Raw genomic sequence first — 19,584 nt, 5'->3', positions numbered from 1 at the left:
CGGTTACAGGGTGGCGGGCAGCGGCATCTTCATCCAGCGCTGGGACAGGCCGGTCAGGCGGCCGTCGGCCTTGAGCTTGGTGATGATGGCGTCCACCTTCTGCAGCAGCGCCGGCTCGCCCTTGGCCACGCCGATGTAGCAGGGCGTGTCCTCGACTGCGAACTTCGCGTCCAGCTGGCGCAGCCTGGTGCGCTCGTTGACGGCGTTGGCCACGATGTTGCCCAGCGTCACCAGCTGCACCTGGCCCGTCAGATAGCTTTGCGCAGTGGCGTTGTTGTCCTCGTAGCGCTTGATGGTGGCCGAGGCCGGCGCCACCTGCGTGAGGGCCAGGTCCTCGGTGGAGCCGCGCGTCACGCCCACGGTCTTGCCGGCCAGGTCGGCAGGGGCCTTGATGCTCACGTCCTTGGGGCCGTAGACGCTCTTGGGGAAGGGCGCATAGGCCTGGGTGAAGTCGATCACCTTGGCGCGCTCGGCGTTCTTGCCCAGGCTGGAGATGACGATGTCGGCCTTGCCCGTGGTCAAGAAGGGGATGCGGTTGGTGCTGGTCACGGGCACCAGCTCCACCTTCACGCCCAGCTCCTGGGCCACCAGGGCCGCCATGTCGATGTCATAGCCCTGCAGCTTCAGGTCGGTGCCCAGCGAGCCGAAGGGCGGGAAGTCCTGCGGAATCGCCACGCGCAGCACGCCGGCCTTCTGGATGTTGGCCAGCATGTCGGCATGGGCTGCGCCGCCCAGGCCGGCAGCGGCCAGGGTGGCGGCCGCCAGGGCGGTGCGGATGAATGCGCGGCGGGGTGTCAGGGGGGAAGTCATGCGAAAGCTCCTTCGGAAGGTGGGGTGAGGCGAAAGGAAAGCGGGTCAGGGTCGGGCGCAGATGTATCGGGCGCCGTTGCGTCGGGCGCTGTCGCGTCGGGCGCCGTCGCGTCGGGCGCCGCCGCGTCGTCCGGTGTGTCGAGATCGATGCCGCTGCGCCTGGCGGCCGACAGCAGGTGGGCGCGCATGGCGCCCGCGGCACCCGGCGCATCGCCGGCGCAGACGGCCTGCACGATGGCGTCGTGCTCGCGCACGGGCTGGTCGTCGGCGCCGCTCCAGGCAAACGGCAGGCGCAGGCTGTGGCTGATGGCCAGCTCCAGCTGGCGCGCCATGGCCACCAGGCCCGGGTTGCCCGACAGCTGGGCCAGCAGCAGGTGGAACTGCAGATCGGCGTCGGCGGCGGCCAGCAGGTCGCTGCGGGCGAGGGCGTGGGCCAGCTGGGACTGGGTCCATTGCAGCTGGCGCAGGCCGCTGTCGTCGGCGCGCACGGCCGCCAGCGCGGCCCAGCCGGGCTCCAGCACCAGGCGCAGCTCGATCAGCTGGCGCGGCGACAGCGTGCCCAGCGCCGGGGTGGCATAGGCGCGGTGCATGCGTGCACGGCCGCTGTGCGGGCCGTTGATGCGCACGCCCTTGCCCGGCTGGATCTCGACCAGGCCCAGGGCCTCCAGCATGGACAGCGCCTCGCGCAGCGAAGCGCGGCTGATGCCCAGCTGCCGGGCCAGCTCGCGCTGCGGCGGCAGCTGGCTGCCGCCGGGGTAGTGGCCGCTCAGGATGTGCTGCTGCAGCGTCTGGGCCATCGAGATCGGAATGCTTTGCATGGGCTGGCGCGGGTGGAGGGTTTTGGCCTGACTGGTCAGACCACGTACCCAGCAGATAGCGAATTGCGTGCCAGATGCAAAAAAAGGAGCGTTGTCTTCAGGCATTGCAAAGAATCCGGGGCGATGGGACATCGACAATCCGCCCCGAAGGCGCCGCCGGCGGCCCGCGCTGCCGCGCTTTGGTGCAGTGCCGCATGGCTTTGTGCAGGCCTGCCCCGAATGCGGGCGTAAAACCCGCACTGCAGGCCGCCGCCAGCCGCCGTAGAATCCCGGGCTTTGGCCCGAGGAGCGTTGCAGCGCGGCACCCGCCCATCCGTACACCGGATCGCGTGTCGCGTCAGGCTTGGGCCAGGTGCAGGTTCCCGGCCGGACCGCGCCCACGGTGCCAACGACGCTCACCTGTTGCCATGCCGTTTTTGCAGGTGAGCTTGATGTCGTCCTCTTTCACTCCCCCTCCCATGCGTCTGTCGGGCCTGGAGCCTGTCTCCATCGGCGAGGGCACGCTGTTCGTCAACGTGGGCGAGCGCACCAACGTCACGGGCTCCAAGGCCTTTGCACGCATGATCCTCAACGAGCAGTACGAGGAAGCGCTGTCCGTGGCACGCCAGCAGGTGGAAAACGGCGCCCAGGTGATCGACGTGAACATGGACGAGGCCATGCTGGACAGCAAGGCCGCCATGGTGCGCTTCCTGAACCTCATCGCCTCCGAGCCCGACATCGCCAAGGTGCCGGTCATGGTGGACAGCTCCAAGTGGGAGGTCATCGAGGCCGGCCTGCGCTGCCTGCAGGGCAAGGGCATCGTCAACTCCATCTCCATGAAGGAAGGCCTGGATGAATTCAAGCGCCAGGCCCGGCTGATCAGGCGCTACGGCGCGGCCGCCGTGGTCATGGCCTTCGACGAGAAGGGCCAGGCCGACACCTACCAGCGCAAGATCGAGATCTGCGAGCGCGCCTACCGCATCCTGGTGGACGAGGTGGGCTTCCCGCCCGAGGACATCGTCTTCGACCCCAATATCTTCGCCGTGGCCACCGGCATCGAGGAACACGACAACTACGCCGTGGACTTCATCGAGGCCGTGCGCTGGATCAAGCACAACCTGCCCGGCGCCAAGGTCTCGGGCGGCGTCTCCAACGTGAGCTTCAGCTTCCGCGGCAACGACCCCGTGCGCGAGGCCATCCACACCGTGTTCCTGTACCACGCCATCTCGGCAGGCATGGACATGGGCATCGTCAACGCCGGCATGGTCGGCGTCTATGACGACCTGGAGCCCCAGCTGCGCGAGCGCGTGGAAGACGTGGTGCTCAACCGCCGCCCCGACGCGGCCGAGCGCCTGCTGGAGATTGCCGACGCCGCCAAGGGCGCCGCCAAGGACGACAGCAAGAAGCTCGAATGGCGCGGCACGCCCGAGAACCCGAAGACCGTGGGCGAGCGCCTGTCGCACGCCCTGGTGCACGGCATCACCGACTTCATCGTCGCCGACACCGAAGAGGCCTACCAGCAGATCGTGGTGCAGGGCGGCGGCCGCCCGCTGCACGTGATCGAAGGCCCGCTCATGGACGGCATGAACATCGTGGGCGACCTGTTCGGCGCTGGCAAGATGTTCCTGCCCCAGGTGGTCAAGTCGGCGCGCGTGATGAAGCAGGCCGTGGCCCACCTCGTGCCCTACATCGAAGAGGAAAAGCGCCAGCAGGAAGCGGCGGGCCTGGACGTGTCCAGCAAGGGCAAGATCGTCATCGCCACCGTCAAGGGCGATGTGCACGACATCGGCAAGAACATCGTCACCGTGGTCCTGCAGTGCAACAACTTCGAGGTCATCAACATGGGCGTGATGGTGCCCTGCCATGAGATCCTGGCCCGGGCCAAGGCCGAGGGCGCGGACATCATCGGCCTGTCGGGCCTGATCACGCCCAGCCTCGAAGAGATGCAATACGTCGCCGGCGAGATGCACAAGGACGACTACTTCCGCATCAAGAAGATTCCGCTGCTGATCGGCGGCGCCACCTGCTCGCGCGTGCACACCGCCGTCAAGATCGCGCCCAAGTACGAAGGCCCCGTGGTCTACGTGCCCGATGCCTCGCGCAGCGTCAGCGTGGCCCAGAGCCTGCTGGGCGAGAACAAGGGCAACTACCTGGCCGAGATCCAGGCCGACTACGACAAGGTCCGCACCCAGCACGCCAACAAGAAGAAGACGCCGCTGTGGCCTCTGGCAAAGGCCCGCGCCAACGCCACGCCCGTGGACTTTTCCCAGGCCCCCGTGGCGCCACGCGCCCTGGGCCGGCGCGTGTTCCGCAACTTCGACCTGGCCGAGATCGCCGAGTACATCGACTGGGGCCCGTTCTTCCAGACCTGGGACCTGGCCGGCCCCTATCCGGCCATCCTCGACGACGAGATCGTCGGCGTCGAGGCGCGCAAGGTGCTGGCCGACGGCCAGGCCATGCTCAAGAAAATCATCGAAGGCCGCTGGCTGCAGGCCAACGGCGCCATCGGCCTGTTCCCTGCCAACCGCGTGGGCGATGACATCGAGTTCTACGCCGACGAGTCCCGCAGCCAGGTGCTGATGACCTGGTACGGCATGCGCCAGCAAACCGAAAAGCAGATGGTGGAAGGCCCGGATGGCCAGCCCGTGATGCGCCCCAGCCGCTGCCTGTCGGACTTCGTGGCCACCAAGGAATCGGGCATCCAGGACTACGCGGGCCTGTTCGCCGTCACGGCCGGCATCGGCGCCGAGAAGAAGGACAAGGAGTTCCAGGACGCGCTGGACGACTACTCCGGCATCATGTTCAAGGCCCTGGCCGACCGATTGGCCGAGGCCTTCGCCGAATGCCTGCACCAGCGCGTGCGCAAGGACCTGTGGGGCTATGCGCCCGACGAGGACCTCAGCAACGAAGCGCTGATCAAGGAACAGTACAAGGGCGTGCGCCCCGCGCCCGGCTACCCGGCCTGCCCCGACCACAGCGCCAAGACCGACCTGTTCGCCGTGCTCAAGGCAGACGAGATCGGCATGAGCCTGACCGAAAGCCTGGCCATGAACCCGGCCTCCAGCGTCAGCGGCTTCTACATCGGCCACCCCGACTCCGTCTACTTCAACGTCGGCGAGATCGGCGAGGACCAGCTCGCCGACATGGCCGCGCGCCGGGGCATGGATATCGAGGAACTGCGCCGGTTGCTGGCGCCGAATCTCGCCTGATATTGGGTTGATCGCTGGCTTGGCTACGCCGGTCAGGCGTGCGATTTTTCGCTATTTTGGACAAAGGCATTCATCTTTGACTGGAATAGCGGACAGGGCGCGCCAGCGGCGCAGGCAGTCGATCAGAAGATGTGATCCGGCTGAGCGTTCAAGCGCGCGCCGATGCTGCCGGGGCCAGGATGCCCTACAAGGGCCCGGTGCACGCCAGTCGAACCCGCACCTCCTTGTTGGCGACCAGGGCCGGATCGGTCGCAAGGACGAGTTTTCTCTCCCCCCCGCTGCCCAGGTCGATCAGGCCTTCCTGCAGTACCTGCCGGACGCCCCCTCGGTTCACGCTGCTCGTGTAGGTCGCCAGAGCCGAAAGGCATCCGCACTCGCCAATCGATTTGCGCAGTTGAACACGGGTGTTCGCCCACACCACATTGGACTCTGTGGAAGTCTTCGTCGCCGTGATCGACACGCAGGCTGAAAGATCGTTCTGAAACGTTATCTGGTCGGCATGGGCAGCAAAGGCGGACCCAGCCAAAAGAGCGGCCGATATTGCGTATCTGTTCATGCCGTACAAGTGTGCCTCCGTTCGGTTGGATGTCCGATGCCGCGCCCAAAAAACAAGGCGCACGAGGCGCCTTGTCATGGGTCAGCGGGATGGGAGTTTCAGAGCCCGATTTCCTTGTTGTACGCCTTGCGCGCCGCCACGGCCGTGTCCGTGAAGTCGGTGAACACGCCGTCGATGCCCAGGCGGTAGTAGGTCAGGTATTCCTGCACGGGGTCGCCCTTGTACAGGCCGGCCAGGCGGCCCGGCTCGTTGCGGAAGGTGAAGCTGTGCACGATCAGGCCGGCCCTGTGGGCGTCGCGGATCAGGCCCGTGTCCTTGACGGTGTTCACGTCCTTGAGGCCGGCGCCGTCCTTGTAGGGCACGACGGAGTGGGCCAGGACCTGGGGCTTCCAGGGGCCGATGCCGTCGGCATAGGTCTTGATGTCGGCCAGGCCTGCGGGCGTGAGCATGGCGGCGAAGGTGCGGGCGTCGCCGGCCAGGGTCCAGCTGTAGGGGCGGCCGCTGATGAAGGTCCATTCATCGTTGGTGATGTAGACCATGGAGCCGTCGCGCAGGCTGAAGTCGTTGCCGTCGATCAGCTGCACGCCCTTGGCCTTCATGCCGGCCTGGCGCAGGTACTTGAGGCTGGCCGGGTCGAAGCTCTGGATGTAGATGGCCGAGTCCTTGGCGTTGAGCTTGTTCTGGTCCAGCAGCTTGATCACCGCGTCTTCAAACGGGCGCGAGCCGGGCGCGCCGCAGCCGTTGGCGATCGCCTGCTGGTTGTTCCAGTAGGGGTTCTTGGTCTCGGCGTAGACGGGGATGGTGCGGCCCAGGGCCTTGCCCTTGGCGGCGGCGATGTCCAGCACGTCCTGGGCGCTGATCAGGGGCAGCTTGCCGTTCCACTCGGTGGGGCGCTCGCTGCGGTTGTCCAGGATCGTGCCGCCCAGCCAGGTGCGCAGCTCCTGCAGCGTGAAGTCGCTGATGGACCAGTCGTTGCGGTGGTCCTCGCCATCGACCACCAGGGCCTTGAGCACGGACTTGGGATCGTTGGCGTCCAGCTGGTCGCTCAGGTATTGCGAGGGGCCGTTGGCAGGCACGGCGGGGTACTTCACGTTGACCAGCACGCCCGCCGTGGTGCGCTGGCGGCGTGCCACTTCGGCATTGGTCTTGGCCACGTCGGCCACGTTGGTACTGTCGCTGAGCCAGGCGTTGTGGCGGGCGACCAGCTGGCAGTCCTTCGTCATGTGCATGTCGAGTTCGAGCATGTCCGCGCCTGCATCGGCGGCGGCCTCGTAGGCCATGCGCGTCTGCTCCGGGAACTTGCCCGAGAAGCCGCGGTGGGCGATCACCTGGGGCTGCTTTCCGTCGAGCGTGAGGTAGAACGAGCCGCCGTCACCGCCGCAGGCCGTGAGGACTGCAGCCGCGCACAGGGACGCGAGCAGGGGAGTGCGGGAAAAGGACATAGGACGTTGGGTCATATCCGAAGCAGTGGTGGGTTGATGAACGGCGCGCAATGCGCCAACTCAGCAGCGTATGCAGTCAGCCGTGTCGGCACCATGACAGTGCGTCCCGTAGGACCCAGATTGGCGTTTTAGCGACGGTCGACGGAAATTTGCCGCCCCTCCGACACAGGGTTATCCCCCGAACAGGGGCGCCAGCGTGGCGCGCAGGCGGTCGCTGGCGTCGGGCGCCTCGCTCGGGCGGATTTCCAGCGAGCGTTCCACCGTGCCGATGTGCTCCAGCAGCAGGGCCTTGGCGCCCTCGGTGTCGCCGCGCTCCAGCGCCTCGACGATGCGTTCGTGCTCGGCGCAGGACTGGCTGGCGCTGTGCGTGGACTGGAACAAGGTGGCCGCCAGCGTGGTGCGGGCCGTGAGGTCGCGCAGCGTGAGCGCCAGCAGGCGGTGGCCCATCTGCTCGGCCAGGCAGACGTGGAAGTCGGCCAGCAGGAAGGCGCGCGTGGCCGCGTCGGCGCCGGCAATGGCGTCCTGCTCCTGGGCGATGTGGCGGCGCAGCTGGCCGATCACGCTTTGCAGGGGGCGGCCGGCCTCGCCCAGGATGCCGGTCTCGATGATGCGGCGCGCCGCGAAGGCGTCCTGCGCCTCCTCGGCCGAGGGCTGGACCACGTACCAGCCGCGCCGGGGCTGCACCTGCACGAAGCCGCGCGCCTGCAGCTGCATCAGCGCCTCGCGCACCATGGTGCGGCTGACCGCGAAGTTGTCGGCCAGCTCCTGCTCCCCCAGCCGTTCGCCGGGCGCCAGTTTCTGGGCCAGGATGGCTTCGACGACGCGCTCGGCGATGTGCTGGGGGCTTACAGGTGTCATTGCGTTGCAGGGTGGGCAGGAGTCACGGTTGCGGGGACGGCGGCGGCGCCGGAGGGCTCGGCGTCGGGCCCCTGATTGTCGGCCAGGCCGTTGAGCACGGCATGGGCGCGCTCGCGGTCGATGTCACCTTCCCAGGCGGCGATGGCCACGGTGGCCACGCAGTTGCCGATCAGGTTGCCCAGCGCGCGGGCAATGCCCATGAACCAGTCCACCGACAGCACCAGCACCAGGCCGATGGCGGGGATGGCCGGAATCGCATGCAGCGTGGCCGCCAGCACCACGATGGCCGAGCCCGGCACGCCGTGGGCGCCCTTGGAGGTCACCAGCGCAATCGCCAGGATGGTCAGCAGGTCGGCCATGCCGATGGGCGTGTTCGTGGCCTGGGCGATGAACACGGCCGCCAGCGTGATGTAGATGGAGAAGGCGTCCAGGTTGAACGAGTAGCCCGTGGGAATCACCAGGCCCACGGTGGAGTCGCGCACGCCCATGTTGCGCAGCTTGGCCATGATCTGGGGCAGCACGCTGTCCGAGGAGGTGGTGGCGAAGACCACCATCAGCTCCTCGCGCAGGTAGCGCAGCAGCTTGATCAGGCTGAAGCCCGAAAAGCGCATCACCAGGCCCAGCACCACGAAGACGAAGAAGATCACGGCCACGTAGAACAGCAGCACCAGCATGCCCAGCTGCTTGAGCGAGCCGATGCCGTACTGGCCCACGGTGAACGAGATCGCACCCAGCACGCCCAGCGGGGCCAGCTTGATGAGGATGCCCATGATCTTGAACAGCACGTTCGACAGCGTGTCGATCAGCGCATGCACGGGCGCGCCGCGCTCGCCCAGCATGGTCAGCGCGCAGCCGAACAGCACGGCGAACAGCAGCACCTGCAGCACGTCGCCCGTGGCAAAGGCCTGCACCACGGTGGTGGGGATGAGCTTCATCAGGAAGTCCACCGTGCCGCCGCTGGTCAGCTTGTCGGCGTTGCTGGCGTAGGCGCTCATGGCCGAGGCGTCGAGCTTGCTCGGGTCCACGTTCATGCCCGCGCCGGGCTGGAACACGAAGGCCAGCACCAGGCCCAGCACCAGGGCGATGGTGGTCAGCACCTCGAAGTAGATCAGCGACTTGACGCCGACCCGGCCCACGCGCTTGAGGTCGCCTGCGCCCGCGATGCCGTGCACCACCACGCAGAACACCAGCACGGGAATGATCATCTTGATGAGCTTGATGAAGCCATCGCCCAGGGGCTTGAGCTTCACGGCCCATTCAGGGGCCAATATTCCGGCGAGCACACCCAGGATGAGTGCGATCACCACCTGTCCGAACAGTGATCTGGCAAAGCGGCGCATAGTCGTCTTTCGCAAGTTGTGGAATCTTGTATGCAAGTGGATTTACAACTTGCATGCAAGAATGTAGACAAGCGAAACGCGTGCCAGCAGAGGGTATTCCCTGCAGATTTGCGGCACTCCAGAGAGCATCAGCCCTGACTTTTTCTGCATGAAATCCGCCGATGCGGGCGGGCGTCCCCGCCGTGGTGCAGGGCGGGTGGCCGTCATGCCCGCGCATGGTGCGCAGGCGGGTGCGCGTGCGGGGCGCAGGCCCCGTGGCGGGGCATGCGCGGCATGCGCGGCATGCGCGGGCGCGGTGCCTTGCGCACCGCACCGGGATCAGCGCAGGTTGCGCTCCAGAGCGCGGTCCTTGATGAAGAAGGCCGCGAACAGGCCCAGCGTCACGCCGAACATCACATAGAAGGCCGGCGCCATGGGCGAGCCCGTGGAGCGGATCAGCCAGGTCACGATGAACTGCGCGAAGCCGCCGAAGATCATCACCGCCACGTTGTAGGCCATGGACATGCCGGCCGAACGCACCTGGGGCGGGAACAGCTCGGCCATCACCGTGCTGAACACGCCGAAGAACACGGCCACGAACACGCAGACCACCAGCTGGGTGATCAGCAGCTTCTGCACCGTGGGGCCGTCCGTCAGCCAGGCATACAGCGGGTAGAGCACCACCAGGTAGCCGATCAGCGAGCCGATGGTCAGCATGCGGCGGCCCACGCGGTCCGACAGGGCGCCGAAGAACGGCATGATCACCACCATCAGCGCGGCGCCGGCCATCTGCACCATGAAGGCATCGCGCATGGGCAGCTTCAGCGTCACCGTGGCATAGGTCACCAGGTAGGTGAAGGTGATGTAGATGGACACCGTGGCCGTGACCACCAGGCCCATGCCCACCAGCGTCTCGCGCGCATGCGTGCGCAGCATCTCCATGATGCCGATCTGGCGCGCCTTGCCGCTGGCCTGAGCAGCCTGCATTTCCTTGAAGACCTCGGGCTCCTCCACATGGCGGCGGATGTACAGCGCCACGGGAACGATCAGCAGGCCCACGGCGAAGGGCACGCGCCAGGCCCAGGCCATCAGTTCCTCCTCGGTGAAGATCTCGGTGATCAGCGTGCCCGTGGCCGCGCCGATCAGCAGGGCCAGCATCTGGCCGGCCATCTGCCAGGAACCATAGAAGCCGCGCTTGCCGGGCGGTGCCAGCTCGATCAGCAGTGCCGTGGACGTGCCGAACTCGCCGCCGGCCGCAAAGCCCTGCAGCAGCCGCGCCAGCACGATGAACAGCGGCGCCAGGATGCCCACCGCCGCATACGTGGGCGCCAGCGTGATCAGCGCGATCGCCACCGCCATCAGGCCCGTCACCATCACCATGGCCGCCTTGCGGCCCTTGCGGTCCCCGTACAGGCCCAGCAGGATGCCGCCCACGGGCCGCATGAAAAAGCCCACGCCGAACACGGCCGTGGTCATCAGGATGCGGTTGATGTTGTCGTCCGGATTGTCGGGATTGCTGGGAAAGAACAGCTTGGCGACGATGGGTGTCATGAAGGCGAACACCAGGAAGTCATACCACTCCAGCGCGTTGCCGATGACGGCAGCCACGATGTTGCGGGTCGAGACGGTTTGCTTGGTCAAAGCAGGGTCCATTTCCGAAAAGGGATTGAAAAGACGGCAGTCACGCCCGGGGCATGGGTCGGCGTGCCTGCCCGGGCCGCAACCCGGGCGTACACTGCTTCGCCATATGCAATGCCTATGCCATGGCCTGCGTCGTCCACGAAGGGCGGCGCAGGCCATGGCGCAGATGGAACCACATGACTACCTGGAAAAACACCCGCGACTGGCTGGAAACACTGGTCGCATTCGACACCACCAGCCGCAACTCCAACCTGGCGCTGATCGAGTGTGTACGCGATGAGTTGGCCACGCTGGGCGTGAGTGCCCGATTGTTCCACTCTCCGGACGGCGCCAAGGCCAATCTCTTCGCCACTTTGCCGGCCCACAACGGCGAAACGCAGGGTGGCATCGTGCTGTCCGGCCATACCGACGTGGTCCCGGTCGATGGCCAGCAGTGGAGCACCAACCCCTTTGCGCTCACCGAAAAGGGCGGGCGCCTCTATGGGCGCGGCAGCTGCGACATGAAGGGCTTCATCGCCGCCTCGCTGGCGCTGGTGCCCGAATTCCTGGCCACGCAGCGCGCCAGGCCCGTGCACCTGGCCTTCTCGTACGACGAGGAAATCGGCTGCGCGGGCGCGCCCGTGATGATCAACCAGCTCAAGGCCGAGGGCGCGCGCTTCGACGGCTGCGTGGTCGGCGAGCCCACCAGCATGCAGGTCGTGGTGGCGCACAAGGGCATCAACCTCTACCGCTGCCGCGTGCACGGCAAGGCCGCGCATTCGTCGCTCACGCCGCGCGGCAGCAATGCCATCGAGTACGCGGCGCGGCTGATCTGTCGCATCCGGGACATCGCCGACCACTTCAAGGCGCACGGCCCCTACGACGAATTCTTCGACGTGCCCTTCACCACCATGACCACCAACCAGATCCAGGGTGGCATCGCGGTCAACACCATCCCCGAGCTGTGCGAATTCGCCTATGAATTCCGCAACCTGCCCGGTATGTCGGTGGATGGCATCCAGGCCCAGGTCGAGTCCTATGTGCGCGACGAACTGCTGCCGCGCATGCGCGCCGAGTTCGCCGACGCGCGCATCGAGATCGAGACCGGCGCCAGCGCGCCCGCGCTGGAAGCCTCGGAAGAAGCCGCCATCACCCAGCTGGTGCGCGCGCTGACCGCCGACCAGGAAAAGCGCAAGGTGGCCTACGGCACCGAGGCCGGCCTGTTCCACAACGCCGGCATTCCCACCGTGGTCTGCGGCCCCGGCTCCATCGAGCAGGCGCACAAGCCCGACGAGTTCGTGGAGCTGGCCCAGCTCGACGCCTGCGAGCGCTTCCTCAGCAAAATGGGCACGAGTCTGTGATCACCCCCTGAGTCGCTTCGCGCCTTCCCCCTCTCTTCGGAGGGGGACGACACCCTTGCTGCGGGGCGGCCCTTGCTCGGTGTCCCTCGCCTTGGGGGCGCGGGAGTTTCGAGGTCAAGCTCAAGAAATCTCGTCTTGCCCCGCTCAGCGCACCGGGATGGCGATGGGCCGCAGCGGCGCGGCGTCGCCGCCGCGGATCTTGAGCGGGCCGCCGATGAAGGCGAACTCGTAGACCTTGTCGCGCGACAGATCGTCCAGCGCCACCAGCTCCATGATGGGCACGCCCTTTTGCGCCAGCAGGTAGCTGTGCAGCGGGACGTAGTCGTCGTCCACCTCGGACGGGAACGTCTCCAGGCTCAGGTTGTCGGCGCCCACGATCATGGCGCCGCCTTCCTCCACCAGAAAGCGCGCGGCATCCAGGCCCAGGCCCGGCGGCTTGGCCATGTAGGCCTGGGGCTGGCCGTACAGCTTCATGCGGCCCGTGCGCACCAGCACGATGTCGCCTTCCTGCAGCGTCACCTTCTGGCGTGCCAGCGCATCCTTGAGGTCCTGGCGCGTGATGCGGTACTGGTCGGGCAGCATCTCCAGGCCCTTGGCGGCCGCCACGTCGATCAGCACGCCGCGCGCCACCAGCGGCGGGAATTTCTCGATGCCCGTGCGCTGCCAGCCCCGGTCGCCCAGATGCTGGTCTGCGCTGAAGCCGTTCCAGATCCTGCCGCGTATGCCGAAGTGGTTGAGCGCATCGATGTGCGTGCCCGTGTGGCTGTACATGGAAAACGCCGTGCCCGTGTAGCTGCGCGTGGCGTTCATGTCCTTGCCCACGTTCATGGGATCGTCCACCACGGTGCCGCGCGGCGTGTGCGTCATCCAGAACTGGTAGTGCGGATCGCCCGCGTCCTGCCAGCTGGGCATGCCCACGTAGTACTCGGTGGCCAGGTCATAGACCTGCCCGCCCGTGATGCGCTGCAGGATGGCCGCGCGCGAGGCCGGCGTGATCAGGTTCAGGCGGCCGATCTCGTCGGCCGGCCCCCAGGGGCTGGTGCCCACGTCCTGGCGTGCGCCGGCCGGAGGCTCGTGGCCGCCATGGGCCTGGGCCGCGGTGCCAGCGAAGGCGGCGGCCAGGGCGATCACGAGAGAGGGCAGCGCCATGCGGCGAGCGAAGCGTTGGAGAGTCATGGAAAAGTCCTTGGTCTGCTGAAAAAGGGCGCGCATGCCGCGCGCGAGGGAAGGCGGAAAAACGCCGATGAAAAAAGCAAAGACGGGGGCGCTCAGGCCGCCAGGAAGTGCAGCCGTTCGCGCAGCGCAGCCAGCGACTGGGTCTGCAGCGGCGGCAGGCGCGGCGCGATCAGCGTGGGAATGGAGCGCAGGCCCATGCGCTGCGCCAGCGCGCGGTCCTGGCGCACCTGCTCCAGCGCCTGGGCACCTTCCATGCAGCCCGCGAAGGCATTGCGCTCGAAGCCCGTGCGCGTGGCGATGTCCAGCAGCACTTCGGCGTCGCCGATGTTGCGGTGCTCGCTCATGTGGGCGTGCTGGATGGCGTCGAACAGATCCCAGTGCGCGTCATCGCCGCCCAGGATCTGGGCCGCCTGGCAGGCCAGTGCGCCGGCCATGCCGCTGGGGTACTCGAAGGCCTCGCGGCGCATGCCCTCGATGTCGATGCGGTCCTCGTCGTCATGCTCCGCGCAGGCCTGCCAGTGCTCCAGGATGACCTGCTTGGCGCGCTCCATGGAGCCGAAGGCCGCCACCATCTCGGCGCGCGAGGCCTGCAGCACGAAGCTGCGGTGGCGCACGCGCAGGCCCAGCTCGCGCGCCACCTGGCGCAGGCGTGGCGACATCACGTAGCACCAGCCGCAGACCACGTCATGGAAGAAGTCGATGGCGGGGGCGACGGCGGGCGCCGCAGCAGGCGCCGCCTGCAGGGCCTGCTGCGGCGAGGGGGCCGCCGCATCCTGCGCGGGCAGGGCGCAGGAAAAATCATTGCATTGCGTCATGCTTGTGTCCTTCATGGCTGTGATGGACGGCAAGCGTAGGCCGCAGGCCCGGCGCGAAAAAGGGGCGTGCGCTTGAGGAACTCTTAACGCGGCGTCAACAATCCTCGCCCATGGCGGCAGGCAGCTCCTCGGCCAGGAAGTCCACGAAGGCGCGCACCTTGGGCAGCAGGTGGCGCTGCGTGGGATAGACCGCGTAGACATGGCGGGCCTGCGCGGCCTGGTCCGCAAGGTCCAGTGCGACCAGCTGGCCTGCCGCAATCGCCGGCCGCGCCAGGAACGAGGGCAGGGCGCCAATGCCCAGGCCCGCCACCAGCAGGTCGCGCAGCATCAGGCTGTTGTTGACGTTGGCGCGCGCCTCGGACGGCGCCTGGGGGCTCTCGCCCGCTTCGCGGGGCGCATGCGCCAGGCTGTAGTTCAGCAGCGCATGGCCGCGCAGCGCGGCGGCACTGGCCGGGCGGCCATGCGCCTGCAGATAGGACGGGGCCGCGCACAGCATCTGCGACAGCGAGGCCAGGCGCCGCGCGATCAGCGAGGAGTCCGCCAGCTCCGCGCTCAGGCGGATGGACACATCGAAGCCCTGGCCCACCGCATCCACCAGCCGGTCTTCCATGGACAGGTCGATCTGCAGCTGCGGATGGCGCTGCATGAAGCGCGCCAGCAGCGGCGACAGCGTGCTCAGCGCAAACGACAGCGGCGCATTCACGCGCAGCCGGCCGGCCACCTGCTGCGACTGCGCGCGCACCGACTGCTCCAGCGCATCGAATTCATCGAGCAGCCTGCAGCACTCTGCGTAGTAGGCCTGGCCTGTGTCGGTCAGGCTCATGCGGCGCGTGGTGCGCTGCAGCAGCACGGCGCCCAGATGGGCTTCGAGCGCGCGCAGCTGCTTGCTCAGCGCGGCCGAGGACAGGTCCAGCGCGTCGGCCGCCTTGGCGATGGAGCCCAGTTCTACGATGCGCCGGAAGGCGCGCAAGGGGGTCAGCGTATCCATGGGGAAAAAGCAAAGAGTGGCGCGCAGCGTAGCAGGCCGCTCGGGTTTGCCGGGGCATGGCTGCGGGGGCAGGGGCGACAATCGCCAGGTACGGCGCGCCCGCCGCGCCCCTTTGTCTTCACCGAATCTGTCCATCCCATGCCCCAGACCACTCCCGCCTGCCCCCAGTGCGGCCTTGAAAACACCTATCCCGACGCCACCAGCTACATCTGCCCCGACTGCGCCTTCGAATGGCCCATGCAGGCCGAAGAAGAGGCCGGCGAAGCCGCCGCTGGCGACGGCATCGTGCGCGACGCCAACGGCAATGCGCTGGCCGACGGCGATGCCGTGATCCTGGTCAAGGACCTCAAGGTCAAGGGCTCGTCCACCGTGCTCAAGAAGGGCAGCAAGATCAAGGGCATCCGCCTGGTCGATGGCGCCGACGGCCACAACGTGGACTGCAAGACCGAACTGGGCTCCATGCTGCTCAAGTCGGAGTTCCTCAAGAAGGCCTGAGCATGCTGGCGCTGTCGCTTGCGGTATCGGCGGTCCTCGGGCTGCTGGCGCTGTGGGTGTTTGCGCCCCTGTTCATTGCGCTGACCGCTGGCGCGGTGGTGGCCCTCATGCTGCTTGCGGTGGCGGGGCGCATAGGCCACACAGAGCGCTCCGAGCGCACCGCGCGCACCCTGCCCGTGGCGGGCTGGTGGGCCATCGCGCTGTGCGCCGGCGCGGCCTGCGTGGCCATGCTGGTGCTGCTGCCCGACCGGCTCGATGGTGCGCCCTTCCTCGCCTTCGGCATGGGCCTGCTGGCGGCCACCTGCGCCGGGGCGCTGGTCTGGTTGACGGGCTGGCTGATCGCCGGGCGGCAGCCTGTGCAGGTGTCCTGGTGGACCGGCTCGGCCCTGGCCGGCCTGGGCGCCTTCCTCGCCCTGCTGCTGGGCGGCCCCGACACGGCGGGCTGGATGGCCTGGCGCGACCAGCTGCGCGGCTACGAGGCCGTGCCGCTGCGCATCACGCTGGCCGAAGCGCCCACGGCGCAGCGCGAGCAGGCCCTGGCCGAACTGCTGCAGCCCTTGCTGGAGCAGGGCAGCCGTGCCGTCCGCCATCGCCAGTCCACGCGCTTCGGCAACTCGGTCGAGCATGCCGTGGTGCCCGCCCGCTGGCGCATCGAGGGCAGGCTGCTGGAGATCATGCTGGCCGAGAAGCCACCCGCGCCCCTGCTCAGTGCCCATGTCGCTTTGCTGGAGCAGTTCGCCGCCAGCGGCCCCGCCCAGGCGGGCCAGACGCCTTCGTGGCTGATGCTGGCCAGCGCCCAATGCCTGCCGCCGCCGCGCCTGCGCGAACTGTCGCGCCTGCTGGGCCAGGGCAGCGAGCTGCTGGCCCGCGCGCGGCGCTGCACGCAGCAGCGCTCGGCGCAATTGCAGCGCCTGTGGCCGCTGCTGGCCGGCAGTGTGGAGCGCGTGGAAGTGGGCGAGGCGCGGCGCTTTCATCCGTGGCTCGGCCTGCAACGCTGGCAGGCTGTGGCACTTCCCGACAATCCGGAGCCTTAGGCGGGCTCCACGTCCTTCCACTGGCCGGGCTCCAGGCCGTCCAGCGTGTAGGGCCCGATGGCCGCGCGCACCAGCCGCAGCGTGGGGTGGCCAATGGCCGCCGTCATGCGGCGCACCTGGCGGTTGCGGCCCTCGCGGATGACCAGTTCGATCCAGCAATCGGGAATGTTCTGGCGCACGCGGATGGGCGGGTCGCGCTGCCACAGCACGGGCGGCGGCTCCAGCCGGCGCGCCTGCGCGGGCAGCGTCATGCCGTCGTTGAGCTGCACGCCCTCGCGCAGGGCCTGCAGCGCGGCCTCGTCGGGCAGTCCCTCGACCTGTACCCAGTAGGTCTTCTCCATCTTGAAGCGCGGATCGGCGATGCGCGCCTGCAGCGGCCCGTCATTGGTCAGCAGCAGCAGTCCTTCGCTGTCGGCGTCGAGCCGGCCTGCCGCATGCACGCCCGGCACGTCGATGTATTCCTTGAGGCCACGCCAGCGGCCCTCGGGGGTGAACTGGCTGAGTACGCCGTAGGGCTTGTTGAAGCACAGCAGGCGTGAGGGGCCGGTGTCGGGCCGGTCGGCGAAGGCGGGTCGGGCGCGCAGGGCCGGGCCTGCAAAAGGGCGCAAGGGTGGGCGTTTTCTGGGTTGCATGGACTCAGCGATTGTCGTCGGGATAGACCGCACGCACGCACTCCAGCCAGGCCCTCGCCGCGCGCGACAGATAGCCGCTGCGCCACAGCTGTACCACGTCCCAGTGCAGTTCAGGCCCCACCAACGGGCGGCTGGACACGCGCCGGGGGTCGAACCGCGCGATCACGTGCTCGAACATCACGGCCACGCCCACGCCTTCTGCCACCAGGTCGCCGATGAAGTCCCAGTAGCGCGTCTGCAGCCGCACCTGTGGGCTGAAGCCTGCCGCCGCGCAATGCTCCAGCACGGCCTGGTGCAGGGCGAAGTCCGAGGTGTAGAACACAAAGGGCCGCCGGGCCAGCTCGCTCCAGTGCACGGGTGCGTCCGGGTCGGGCACCTCGTGCGCGGCAAAGGCCACGCGTGTCTTCTGGTGGGCGATGGTGCAGTACTCCAGGCCCTCTCCGGCCAGGTCGCCACCCGCCTCGCCCGCGCCGTGCAGGCCCAGCGCCATGTCCAGCTTGCCGTCCAGCAGCAGCTGGCGCTGGGCGCGTGCGCCCTGCTCCTGCACATGCAGTTCCACGCCCGGATGCAGTTGCTGAAAGCGCGCGATCACGGGCGCCATGTAGTGCCCGGCCGTGGGCATGATGCCCACGCTCAGGCTGCCGCGCGCAATGCCGTCCACCTCGGCCACCTCCTGCAGCAGCTGGCGTGACTGCTCCAGCACCTGCAGGCCGCGCGCGTGGACTACCTGGCCTGCGTCGGTCAGTTGCACACCGCGCCCCTCGCGCAGCAGCAGCGGGCCGCCCAGCTCCTCCTCCAGCGCCCGCACCATCTTGCTGATGGTGGGCTGGGTCACATGCAGCGCCTCGGCCGCACGCGTGAAGCTGTTGCAGCGCACCACCTCGACAAAGTAGCGCAGCGCGCGCAGGTCCATGAGGATTCCTTTTATGCATGGGAAAAATGGAGATTATTCATTTTACGAATCTGAGTGCAAACCCTAGGATTGCCCCATGTCAAAGATTTCCGCCACGCCCGTCCTGCGGCCGCAGGTGTTTCAGGGCCTGCTGCACCGCTGCTGGCCGCTGCTGCGCGGCGTGCTGCAGGTGGGGCTGCTCAGTGCGCTGTGGGTGGCCATGGAGGCCGTGCGCGCCCATTTCGGCTGGGGCATGCCGGCCGGGCTGATCGGTTTCGCGCTGCTGGCCACGGGCCTGTTCAGCGGGCTGGTCAAGGCGCGCTGGCTGCAGGGCGGCACCAACTGGCTGCTGGCCGAGATGCTGCTGTTCTTCGTGCCCGCCATGCTGGTCGTCACCGAATACACCGAGCTGATCCAGCACCAGGGCCTGCGCATCCTGGGCGTCATCGTGGCCAGCACGGCCTGCGTGATGGCCGCCACGGCGCTGGCCGTGGACCGCGTCTACCGGCTGGAGCTGTGGCTGGCCCGGCGCCGCTCCACGCGCGCCGGGCTGCACAGGGAGCAGGAGTGAACGCCATGTCCGACCAGGCCATCGGCCTGCTGTCGCTGCTGGCCACGCTGGCCTGCTATGCGGCCAACAAGCGCGTGTACCGCCGCCATCCGCATCCGCTGCTCATGCCCATCGTCGCCACGCCCATGGTGCTGATCGCGCTGGCGCTGCTGACCCATGTGCGCTACCCGCAGTACATCGCCCAGACGCACTGGCTGGTCTGGCTGCTGGGCCCCACCACGGTGGCCTTTGCGCTGCCCCTGCACGAAAACCGCCACCTGCTGCGCAAGCACTGGATGTCGATCGCCACCGGCGTGCTCGTGGCCAGTGGCGTGTCCATTGCCACCACCATCTGGTTCGCACAGGCCTTCGGACTGCCCGTGGACCTGCAAAAGGGCCTGGCCGTGCGCTCGGTGACCACCCCCTTCGCCATCGAGGCCGAGCGCGTGCTGGGCGGGCCCACCGACCTGGCCGCGCTGTTCGTGCTGCTCACGGGCGTCAGCGGCATGCTCATGGGCGAGACCATCCTGCGGCTGCTGCCGCACGTGCGCAGCAAGCTGGCTGCGGGCGCCATTCTGGGTGGTGCCGCGCATGGCAGCGGGGTGGCGAAGGCGCGGCAGTTCGGGGATGTGCAGGCGGTGGTTGCTTCGTTGGTGATGATGATTGCGGGGGCGTTGAATGTGGTGGTGGCGCCTTGGGTGAGGGTGCTGTTTTTCTGAAGTGATTTTCTGAAGTGATGCGGGAGCTGCCATCCTTGGCCGGGGTTTGATGGCTGGGGCTTTTGGGGGCCTGGCTGTCTTTGGGTTTGGGGCGGGATGGGGCTGCCCGTAAGGGCGTCCGCATGCCTTGCACATGTTCTTGACTCCCGCCCACCTTGTTTGTGCCTCGATTGCTTTTGGCTTAGGTGCAATCTTTTGCCCCTGCCGGGTGGTTGTTTTTCGAGGCCGGGTCTCGGCCCGGCAGCCGACTGCCCTTTCTTGATTCGCCAAGAAAGGTCAGATCAAAGAAGGCGACCCGGATGTCCGCGACC

The 19,584-nt window shown here is 67.8% G+C and carries 18 protein-coding genes and 1 riboswitch; of the genes, 6 read left to right on the top strand and 12 right to left on the bottom strand.

Annotation, left to right across the window (positions count from 1 at the left end):
• Window positions 1–3 precede the first annotated feature (3 nt).
• Together AC57B5_RS19610 and AC57B5_RS19605 are read right to left on the bottom strand one after the other, a co-directional pair.
• Entirely contained in the window at window positions 4–810 is an 807-nt protein-coding gene (locus tag AC57B5_RS19610; RefSeq protein ID WP_071953866.1) for a transporter substrate-binding domain-containing protein, read from the bottom strand.
• Window positions 807–1,628 carry a FadR/GntR family transcriptional regulator gene (locus tag AC57B5_RS19605; RefSeq protein ID WP_496400163.1) on the bottom strand — a complete coding sequence of 274 codons (822 nt, stop codon included), beginning with the start codon at window positions 1,626–1,628 and terminating at the stop codon, window positions 807–809. The genes AC57B5_RS19610 and AC57B5_RS19605 overlap by 4 nt, the downstream gene beginning before the upstream one ends.
• Window positions 1,629–1,905: 277 nt before the next feature.
• A riboswitch (S-adenosyl-L-homocysteine riboswitch) is annotated at window positions 1,906–2,032 on the top strand.
• A gap of 27 nt (window positions 2,033–2,059) precedes the next feature.
• On the opposite strand from AC57B5_RS19605, the gene metH reads away from it, so the two are divergent.
• The gene (metH, locus tag AC57B5_RS19600; RefSeq protein WP_496400162.1) at window positions 2,060–4,816 is read left to right on the top strand and encodes a methionine synthase; all 2,757 of its coding nucleotides are present in this window, start codon (window positions 2,060–2,062) and stop codon (window positions 4,814–4,816) included.
• Window positions 4,817–5,000: 184 nt separating this feature from the next.
• Here the strand turns inward: metH and AC57B5_RS19595 are convergent, their stop codons facing one another.
• The 5 genes from AC57B5_RS19595 to AC57B5_RS19575 form a co-directional block, all read right to left on the bottom strand.
• Window positions 5,001–5,372: a DUF2195 family protein gene (locus AC57B5_RS19595; protein WP_052155365.1), complete on the bottom strand. Its 372-nt coding sequence runs from the start codon at window positions 5,370–5,372 to the stop codon at window positions 5,001–5,003.
• Between the two features lie 98 nt (window positions 5,373–5,470).
• Entirely contained in the window at window positions 5,471–6,814 is a 1,344-nt protein-coding gene (locus tag AC57B5_RS19590) for a glycerophosphodiester phosphodiesterase family protein (protein WP_496400161.1), read from the bottom strand.
• A gap of 171 nt (window positions 6,815–6,985) precedes the next feature.
• Window positions 6,986–7,672, bottom strand: coding sequence for a GntR family transcriptional regulator (locus AC57B5_RS19585; protein ID WP_496400160.1), 687 nt, complete (start codon window positions 7,670–7,672; stop codon window positions 6,986–6,988).
• Window positions 7,669–9,012 carry a C4-dicarboxylate transporter DctA gene (locus AC57B5_RS19580; protein ID WP_043823239.1) on the bottom strand — a complete coding sequence of 448 codons (1,344 nt, stop codon included), beginning with the start codon at window positions 9,010–9,012 and terminating at the stop codon, window positions 7,669–7,671. The genes AC57B5_RS19585 and AC57B5_RS19580 overlap by 4 nt, the downstream gene beginning before the upstream one ends.
• 318 nt (window positions 9,013–9,330) lie before the next feature.
• Window positions 9,331–10,644, bottom strand: coding sequence for an MFS transporter (locus AC57B5_RS19575; protein ID WP_071953865.1), 1,314 nt, complete (start codon window positions 10,642–10,644; stop codon window positions 9,331–9,333).
• Between the two features lie 164 nt (window positions 10,645–10,808).
• On the opposite strand from AC57B5_RS19575, the gene argE reads away from it, so the two are divergent.
• Entirely contained in the window at window positions 10,809–11,972 is a 1,164-nt protein-coding gene (argE, locus tag AC57B5_RS19570; protein WP_013800116.1) for an acetylornithine deacetylase, read from the top strand.
• 144 nt (window positions 11,973–12,116) lie between these two features.
• On the opposite strand, the gene AC57B5_RS19565 is transcribed toward argE, so the two are convergent.
• From AC57B5_RS19565 to AC57B5_RS19555, 3 genes are all read right to left on the bottom strand, one after another.
• The gene (locus tag AC57B5_RS19565) at window positions 12,117–13,148 is read right to left on the bottom strand and encodes a cyclase family protein (protein ID WP_016448695.1); all 1,032 of its coding nucleotides are present in this window, start codon (window positions 13,146–13,148) and stop codon (window positions 12,117–12,119) included.
• A 92-nt stretch (window positions 13,149–13,240) separates the two neighbouring features.
• Entirely contained in the window at window positions 13,241–13,963 is a 723-nt protein-coding gene (locus AC57B5_RS19560; RefSeq protein WP_013800118.1) for a DsbA family oxidoreductase, read from the bottom strand.
• 94 nt (window positions 13,964–14,057) lie between these two features.
• A complete protein-coding gene (locus AC57B5_RS19555) occupies window positions 14,058–14,951 on the bottom strand; it encodes a LysR family transcriptional regulator (protein WP_013800119.1) in 894 nt (297 codons plus the stop codon).
• A gap of 138 nt (window positions 14,952–15,089) precedes the next feature.
• On the opposite strand from AC57B5_RS19555, the gene AC57B5_RS19550 reads away from it, so the two are divergent.
• Both AC57B5_RS19550 and AC57B5_RS19545 read left to right on the top strand, forming a co-directional pair.
• Complete coding sequence (locus AC57B5_RS19550) at window positions 15,090–15,446, top strand: zinc ribbon domain-containing protein YjdM (protein WP_043783113.1); 357 nt, start codon at window positions 15,090–15,092, stop codon at window positions 15,444–15,446.
• Window positions 15,447–15,448: 2 nt separating this feature from the next.
• On the top strand, window positions 15,449–16,480 hold the full coding sequence (locus AC57B5_RS19545) for a hypothetical protein (protein WP_496400159.1): 1,032 nt from the start codon (window positions 15,449–15,451) through the stop codon (window positions 16,478–16,480).
• Here AC57B5_RS19545 and AC57B5_RS19540 read toward each other — a convergent pair.
• Window positions 16,477–17,112 (bottom strand): pseudouridine synthase, encoded by a 636-nt coding sequence (locus tag AC57B5_RS19540; RefSeq protein WP_496400158.1) that lies wholly within the window; start codon window positions 17,110–17,112, stop codon window positions 16,477–16,479. The two genes, AC57B5_RS19545 and AC57B5_RS19540, sit on opposite strands and share 4 nt — an antisense overlap.
• Window positions 17,113–17,116: 4 nt before the next feature.
• A complete protein-coding gene (locus tag AC57B5_RS19535; RefSeq protein WP_012202182.1) occupies window positions 17,117–18,025 on the bottom strand; it encodes a LysR family transcriptional regulator in 909 nt (302 codons plus the stop codon).
• A gap of 76 nt (window positions 18,026–18,101) precedes the next feature.
• Between AC57B5_RS19535 and AC57B5_RS19530 the strand changes: the two genes are divergently transcribed.
• Both AC57B5_RS19530 and AC57B5_RS19525 read left to right on the top strand, forming a co-directional pair.
• Window positions 18,102–18,575 carry a CidA/LrgA family protein gene (locus AC57B5_RS19530; RefSeq protein WP_046240705.1) on the top strand — a complete coding sequence of 158 codons (474 nt, stop codon included), beginning with the start codon at window positions 18,102–18,104 and terminating at the stop codon, window positions 18,573–18,575.
• A gap of 5 nt (window positions 18,576–18,580) precedes the next feature.
• Window positions 18,581–19,273, top strand: coding sequence for an LrgB family protein (locus AC57B5_RS19525; protein WP_013800125.1), 693 nt, complete (start codon window positions 18,581–18,583; stop codon window positions 19,271–19,273).
• Window positions 19,274–19,584: the final 311 nt, after the last annotated feature.

This window comes from Delftia sp. BGA-UO-ETr-SB1, assembly GCF_059567865.1.
The sequence above is the reverse complement of the archived record's forward strand: the minus strand, read 5'-3'. Positions and strand labels throughout refer to the sequence as shown.